Source organism: Duganella vulcania (assembly GCF_009857655.1).
GTDB lineage: Bacteria > Pseudomonadota > Gammaproteobacteria > Burkholderiales > Burkholderiaceae_D > Rugamonas > Rugamonas vulcania.
The window spans coordinates 1-6843 of the sequence record NZ_WWCX01000166.1; the positions used below are offsets into that span (position 1 = coordinate 1).

Consider the following 6843-nt stretch of genomic DNA (forward strand, 5'->3'; position numbering starts at 1 on the left):
GCCAGGTGCGGATATTTTTGCTGCGGCGCCGACGGCAGCATCGCGCTCGCCACCGGCGCGCTGCCGGCCGCGCTGCAGCAAAAATATCCGCACCTGGCCGGCGCCACCGCGCTGACCATGGCAGACGCCGACGCGGCCGGCATCGCGGCCAAGGCCAGCGGCCAGTTCGCCGTGGCCCAGTTCGACGCCGGCGGCAAGCTGCTGCAGGTGACCTCGTTGCAGATGAGCGGCATGCTCGACAGCGTGTTCGCCCCGGCCGCCGCCAACGCCACGCTGGGCCTGAGCTACGACCGCGCCGGCGTGCCGACCTTCCGCGTGTGGGCGCCGACCGCCAAGTCGGTCAGCCTGCAGCTGTACCCGGACGCCACCAGCGCCAGCACGCAGACCCGCGCCATGTCCCGCGACGCCGCCAGCGGCATCTGGAGCTACACCGCGCCGGACGCCAGCTGGGTCAACCGCTACTACTACACCTACCAGGTGCGCGTGCTGTCGCGCTGGGCCGGCAACACGGTGGTCGACAACAGCGTGACCGATCCCTACTCCTTCAGCCTGAACGCCAACAGCCAGCGCAGCTTCGTCGCCAACCTGGACAGCGCCGCGCTCAAGCCGGACGGCTGGGACCACCATCCGGTGCCGCGCCTCGACAGCCCGACCGACATCGCCTTGTACGAGCTGCACATCCGCGACTTCAGCGCCAGCGACGCCAGCGTGCCGCCCGCGCACCGCGGCAAATACCTGGCCTTCACCGACCAGGACTCGGACGGCATGCGCCACCTGCGCCTGATGCAGCAATCCGGCCTGACCCACATCCACCTGCTGCCGTCGTTCGACTACGCCAGCGTCAACGAGGCCGGCTGCACCACGCCGGCGATCCCGAACGCGGCCGCCAACGCCAGCGACCAGCAGGCCGCGGTGGAGGCCACGCGCGGCGGCGACTGCTTCAACTGGGGCTACGATCCGGTGCACTACACGGCGCCGGAAGGCAGCTACTCGACCAACGCCAACGACGGCGCGGTGCGCGTGCGCGAGTTCCGCGCCATGGTGCAGGGCCTGCACAAGCAGGGCCTGCGGGTGACGATGGACGTGGTCTACAACCACACCAGCGCTTCGCAGCAGGGGCCGTTGTCGGTGCTGGACAAGATCGTGCCCACCTACTACTACCGCCTCAACGCCGGCGGCGGCATCACCAACGACAGCTGCTGCGCCGACACCGCGTCCGAGAACGCCATGATGGCCAAGCTGATGATCGATTCGGTCAGCACCTGGGCGCGCGACTACAAGGTCGACAGCTTCCGCTTCGACATCATGGGCTTCACGCCGCTGGCGGTGATGCAGCGGCTGCAGGCCGCCGTCAACAGCGCGGCCGGGCGCGACATCTACCTGTACGGCGAGGCGTGGAACTTCGGCACGGTCGGCAACGACGCCCGCTTCGTGCAGGCGCGCCAGGCCAATATGTACGGCAGCGGCATCGGCTCGTTCAACGACCGCATCCGCGACACCGTGCGCGGCGGCGGCTGCTGCGACAGCGGCTCCAGCCTGATCAGCCAGCAAGGCTTCATCAACGGCGCCTACCTCGATCCGAACGCGCAATCGACGCAGACCAAAGATGATTTGCTGCGCCTGGGCGACCTGGTCAAGGTGAGCCTGTCCGGCACCCTGCGCGACTACCGCTTCACCGACCGCACCGGCGCCGTGCGCAGGAACTCGGAGATCGACTACTTCGGCCAGCAGGCCGGCTTCGCGGCCCAACCTTCGGAGACCATCAACTACGTCGAGGCGCACGACAACCAGACCTTGTACGACCTGAACGTCTACAAGCTGCCGCTGGCCACCAGCATGGCCGAGCGCGTGCGGGTGCAGAGCCTGGGCGCGGCCATCAACATCCTGGCGCAGGGCGTGCCCTTCCTGCACGCCGGCCAGGAGATGCTGCGCTCGAAATCGATGGACCGCGACAGCTACGACGCCGGCGACTGGTTCAACAAGCTCGATTACAGCTACCAGTCGAACAACTTCGGCGTCGGCCTGCCGATGGCCGGCGTGAACCGGGACAACTGGCCGCTGATGTCGCCGCTGCTGGCCAATCCGCTGCTCAAGCCGGACAGCGTGGCCATCGTCAGTGCCCGCAACGCCGTCAACGCCTTCCTGGCGATCCGCCAGGACAGCAGCCTGTTCCGCCTGCGCACGGCGCAGGACGTGTCCGAGCGGCTGCGCTTTTACAACACCGGGCCGCAGCAGGTGCCGGGGCTGATCGTCATGAGCATCGACGGCCAGCAGCCGCGCCGCTACGAGGGCGCCCGCTACAAGATGGTGGTGGCGGTGTTCAACGTCGACAAGGTGGGCAAGAGCATCGCGGTGCCGGAGCTGGCCGGCCGCAAGCTGGCGGTGCACCGCATCCTGCTCAACGCCGACGGCGGCCGCAACGCGCGGGTGGGCAACTACAGCCCGGTGGGCGGCAAGTTCACCGTGGCCGCGCGCAGCGCCGTGGTGTTTGTGGAGGAGGCGCAATAGGATAGCCGGACGGTGGGCAACTCGGTTATAGTGACCACGTGGCAAGTACACCCGCCGCGCCCACCGTCATTCGACTTTCGAGGAATTGAAAAATGAAAAAACTGTTCGTTGCCAGTCTGATCCTGTCCCTGAGCGGCGCCGTGTTCGCGGCCGAGCCGACGGCCCAGCAAAGCAAGATGAAAACCTGTAACGCCGATGCGGCCGGCAAGAAAGGCGATGAGCGCAAGGCGTTCATGAAGGAATGCCTGAGCGCCAAGGCCGAAGCCCCGGCGCCGAAGATGACGCAGCAGGACAAGATGAAGGCCTGTAACGCCGACGCCGCCGGCAAGAAGGGCGACGAGCGCAAGACCTTCATGAAGGGCTGCCTGAGCGCCAAGTAAGCCGGAACCGCCCCCGCGATCCATGTCGTTCCCGCGAAAGCGGGAACCCATAGAACGCCTGAATAGCAAGCTCAGCATGGATTCCCGCTTTCGCGGGAATGACGCTGTGGGTGGTGGCCGCAACTACACCGTCGCGCCGGCCGCGTGCCGCTGCTGCCGCTCCTGGCGGCGGTACAGCAACAGCGTGGCGCACAGGCCGCACACGGCGGCAAACGTCATCCACCAGCCCGGCGCGCTCTTGTCGCCGGTGTATTCGATCAGGCCGGTCGCGATGGCCGGCGTGAAGCCGCCGAACACCGCCGTCGCCAGGCTGTAGGCCAGCGAGAAGCCCACCGTGCGCACCTCGACCGGCATCACCTCGGTCAGCGCCACCACCATCGCGCCGTTGTAGCTGGCGTACAGGAAGGACAGCCACAGCTCCACGCCCAGCATGCGGCCGAAGCTCGGCGCCTGCACCAGCCAGTGCAGCGCCGGATACGCGGTGCAGATCGCCAGCACGGTGAAGCAGACCAGCAGCGGACGGCGGCCGACGCGGTCCGACAGCGAACCCATCACCGGCAGCCAGCAGAAGTTCGACACGCCGACAAACAAGGTCACCATCAGCGCGTCGGTGGTGGACAGGTGCAGCACGTTCTTGCCGAAGGTCGGCGTGTAGACGGTGATCAGGTAGAACGACACGGTGGTCATGGCCACCAGCATCATGCCGGCGATGACCAGCGCCCAGTTGTTGACCATGGAGCGGAAGATTTCCTTCAACTCGGGACGGTGCTTGCGCGCCTTGAATTCCTCGGTCTCCTGCAGCGAGCGGCGGATCACGAACAGCACCGGCACGATCAGGCAGCCGACGAAGAACGGGATGCGCCAGCCCCACTCGCCCACCTCGGCCGGCGTGAGCGCCTGGTTGAGCGCGTAGCCCAGCGCGGCGGCTGCCACCACCGCCACCTGCTGGCTGGCCGACTGCCAGCTCACATAGAAACCCTTGCGGCCCGGCGTGGCCATCTCCGACAGGTAGACCGACACCCCGCCCAGCTCGACGCCGGCCGAGAAGCCCTGCAGCAGGCGGCCGATCAGCACCAGCGCCGGCGCCAGGTAGCCGATGGTGGCGAAGCCCGGCACGCAGGCGATCAGCAAGGTGCCCAGCGCCATCAGCGCCAAGGTGACGATCAGGCCCTGGCGGCGGCCGACGCGGTCGACGTAGGCACCCAGGATGATGGCGCCCAGCGGACGCATCAGGAAGCCGGCGCCGAAGGTCATGAAGGTCATCATCAGCGACGCCACTTCGTCGCCGCTGGGGAAGAAGGCCTTGGCGATGGCGTTGGCGTAAAAGCCGAACAGGAAGAAGTCGAACATTTCCATGAAGTTGCCGCTGACGACGCGGAACACCGTGCTGAAATGCGACTGCCGGGCGGGGGAGGAAGAGGAGGTCATGGGTGTCTCGCTGTTGTGTGAATCGGGTCGGACCGGGTCCGCCGGAATTTTCTGGATCATACGCCCCATTTCTTTCATTTTCCCTTCAATCGCGCGCCGCCCTCCGCCATTGAACGTATCCAGAATGCAACACATGCCGGGATTTCTACCGTTTATCGCAAACTTGTCGGCAGCGGCGGCCAGCTTAAGTAAAATTCACTTTGTTCAAATTGACAATCACCGAGGAATTACCATGCGCCGTACCGTTGCCGCCGTCCTGATCCCCGCCCTGTTTGCCGTGAGCGCCGCCGCCACGGCCGCCGAATCGACCCGCCAGCTGCCATCCTTTGTCGCCATCAACGCCAAGGGCGCCTTCGCCATGACGGTGGAGGTGGGCAAGGCGCAGTCGGTGGTGATCAGCGGCGGCGAACGGTTCGTCTCCGCGCTCAAGACCGAGGTGGTGGCCAACGAGCTGACCATCACCATGCCGGACAAGAGCTTCAAGTCCGGCAAGGGCGAGGAGGCGCGCATCACCATCACCGTGCCTTCGCTGAGCCGGGTCAAGGTCGAGGGCGCGGGCGAGACCATCCTCAACAAGGTCAGCGGCGAGCGCCTCGACATCGGCTACCTGGGCGCCGGCCACGTGGCGGCCAACGGCAAGATCAAATACCTGCGGGTCAACGCCAAGGGCGTCGGCGAGATCGACGCCAAGTCGCTGGTGGCCGAGCGGGTCGACGTCAACTTCGAGGGCGTGGGCCACGTCAGCGTGCACGCCACCGACCTGCTCAACGCGGTCGCCAAGGGCATGGGCGAGCTGGACTACTACGGCCATCCCAAGACCGTCAACAAGTCCATCGCCGGCATCGGCAGTTTCAACGCGAAGGATTAACTTGCCCTACTGACACGCCGGGCGATTGCGGTTACTATCAAAGACACAATAACCGCAACGCACCTCGGAGGTGGACCCGGTGGCTGTGCCGAACGACATCGCGCACTGGCGCGCGCAAATTTTTGCGAAGCTGCTGCTGGTCGTGTTCGTCCTGGGCGCGGCCACGGCCGTGCCCAGCGTGCTGCTGGCCGCCAGCGAGGGCATCTGGTCCATCGTCGTCATCGACCTGGTCGCGCTGGCGTGGCTGGCGCTGATCTGGCGCTGGCGCCGCCTGCCGTACACGCTGCGGGTGCTCAACTTCCTGTGCATCGCCCTGATGGTCGGCATCGGCCTGCTGCTCAAGGTCGGGCCGGTCAGCCAGATCTACCTGATGGCCGTGCCGGTGCTGGCGGCCCTGCTGCTGGGCCTGCGCCCGGCGCTGTGGACGCTGGGCATCGCCGGGCTGGCGGTGCTGGTGGTCGGCTTCGACCAGAACGCCCAGCTGCAGCTGGCCGGCGTGCCCGACTACGGCCTGCTCAAGTCGGCCATCATCACCTTCAACTTCCTGTTCATGACGGCGGTGCTGACGCTGTCGTGCGCGGTGCTGTTGCAGCACCTGGCGCGCTCCTTCGACGAGCTGCAGCACCACCAGCAGGAACTGTCGGCGCTCAACGCCGAGCTGCGCCTGACCTCGGCCGCGGTGTCGCGCCTGAACGACATGGTGCTGATCGCCGAGGTGGACCCGGACGGCCAACCGGGCCAGCGCATCATCTTCGTCAACGACGCCTTCGAGCGCCGCACCGGCTACCGGCGCGGCGAGGTGCTGGGACGCGGCCTGCGCCTGTTGCAGGGGCCCGACACCGAGGCGGCCGTGCTGGAGCACATCGAACGGGCCATGGCGCGCAGCGAGGCGGTGCGCGCCGAGCTGCTGAACTACACCAAGGCCGGCGAGCCGTACTGGGTGGAGACCGAGCTGGTGCCGTTCGCCGACGAGGGCGGCGTCAACACGCACTGGGTGGCGGTCGAGCGCGACATCACCGAGCGCAAGAAATCGCAGGACGACATCCACCGCCTGGCCTTCTTCGACGTGCTCACCGGCCTGCCCAACCGCCGCCTGCTGATGGACCGCATCGACAAGCTGCTGGCCAGCTCCGAGCGCGGCGCCACCTACAGCGCCGTCATGTTCATCGACCTGGACCGCTTCAAGACCATCAACGACGCGCGCGGCCACGCCATCGGCGACGCCCTGCTGCGCAACGCCGCCGAGCGCCTGTCGCAGCTGATGCGCAAGGCCGACACGGTGGCGCGCATCGGCGGCGACGAGTTCGTGGTGCTGCTGGGCCACCTGGCGCACGAGCTGCACGCCGCCACCCACGCCGCCTCGGTGGTGGCGGAGAAGATCCGCGCCGCCATCGGCCAGGATTTCGAGATCGACGGCCAGACCTACAACTCCACCGCCAGCATCGGCGTGACCATGCTGCCGCGGGGCGGCCAGAGCGCGCAGGACCTGCTGCGCGAGGCCGACACCGCGATGTACCGCGCCAAGGCCGAGGGCCGCAACGGCATCGCCTTCTTCGAGACCGCGATGCAGGCCGAGGTCGAGCGGCGCCTGTCGCTGGAGCGCGACCTGGCCGCCGCGCTGGCGGCCGGCGCGCTGCGGATGCACGTGCAGGCCCAGGT

General features: G+C 67.3%; 5 protein-coding genes. 4 read left to right on the forward strand and 1 reads right to left on the reverse strand.

All coding sequences use genetic code 11. The features are described from left to right. Both GTP90_RS34200 and GTP90_RS34205 read left to right on the forward strand, forming a co-directional pair. Nucleotides 1-2508, forward strand: a 2508-nt coding sequence (locus tag GTP90_RS34200; protein ID WP_161087693.1) for an alpha-1,6-glucosidase domain-containing protein, incomplete at its 5' end; no start/stop codon positions are given. Nucleotides 2509-2600: 92 nt separating this feature from the next. Then, on the forward strand, nt 2601-2888 hold the full coding sequence (locus GTP90_RS34205) for a PsiF family protein (RefSeq protein WP_161087694.1): 288 nt from the start codon (nt 2601-2603) through the stop codon (nt 2886-2888). Nucleotides 2889-3011: 123 nt separating this feature from the next. On the opposite strand, the gene GTP90_RS34210 is transcribed toward GTP90_RS34205, so the two are convergent. Beyond that, a complete protein-coding gene (locus GTP90_RS34210) occupies nt 3012-4316 on the reverse strand; it encodes an MFS transporter (RefSeq protein WP_161087695.1) in 1305 nt (434 codons plus the stop codon). A 232-nt stretch (nt 4317-4548) separates the two neighbouring features. Between GTP90_RS34210 and GTP90_RS34215 the strand changes: the two genes are divergently transcribed. Further along, nucleotides 4549-5184, forward strand: a complete 636-nt coding sequence (locus GTP90_RS34215) for a GIN domain-containing protein (RefSeq protein WP_161087696.1) — start codon at nt 4549-4551, stop codon at nt 5182-5184. 79 nt (nt 5185-5263) lie between these two features. After that, nucleotides 5264-6843: diguanylate cyclase domain-containing protein (locus GTP90_RS34220; protein ID WP_161087697.1), on the forward strand; the 1580-nt coding region annotated here is incomplete at its 3' end.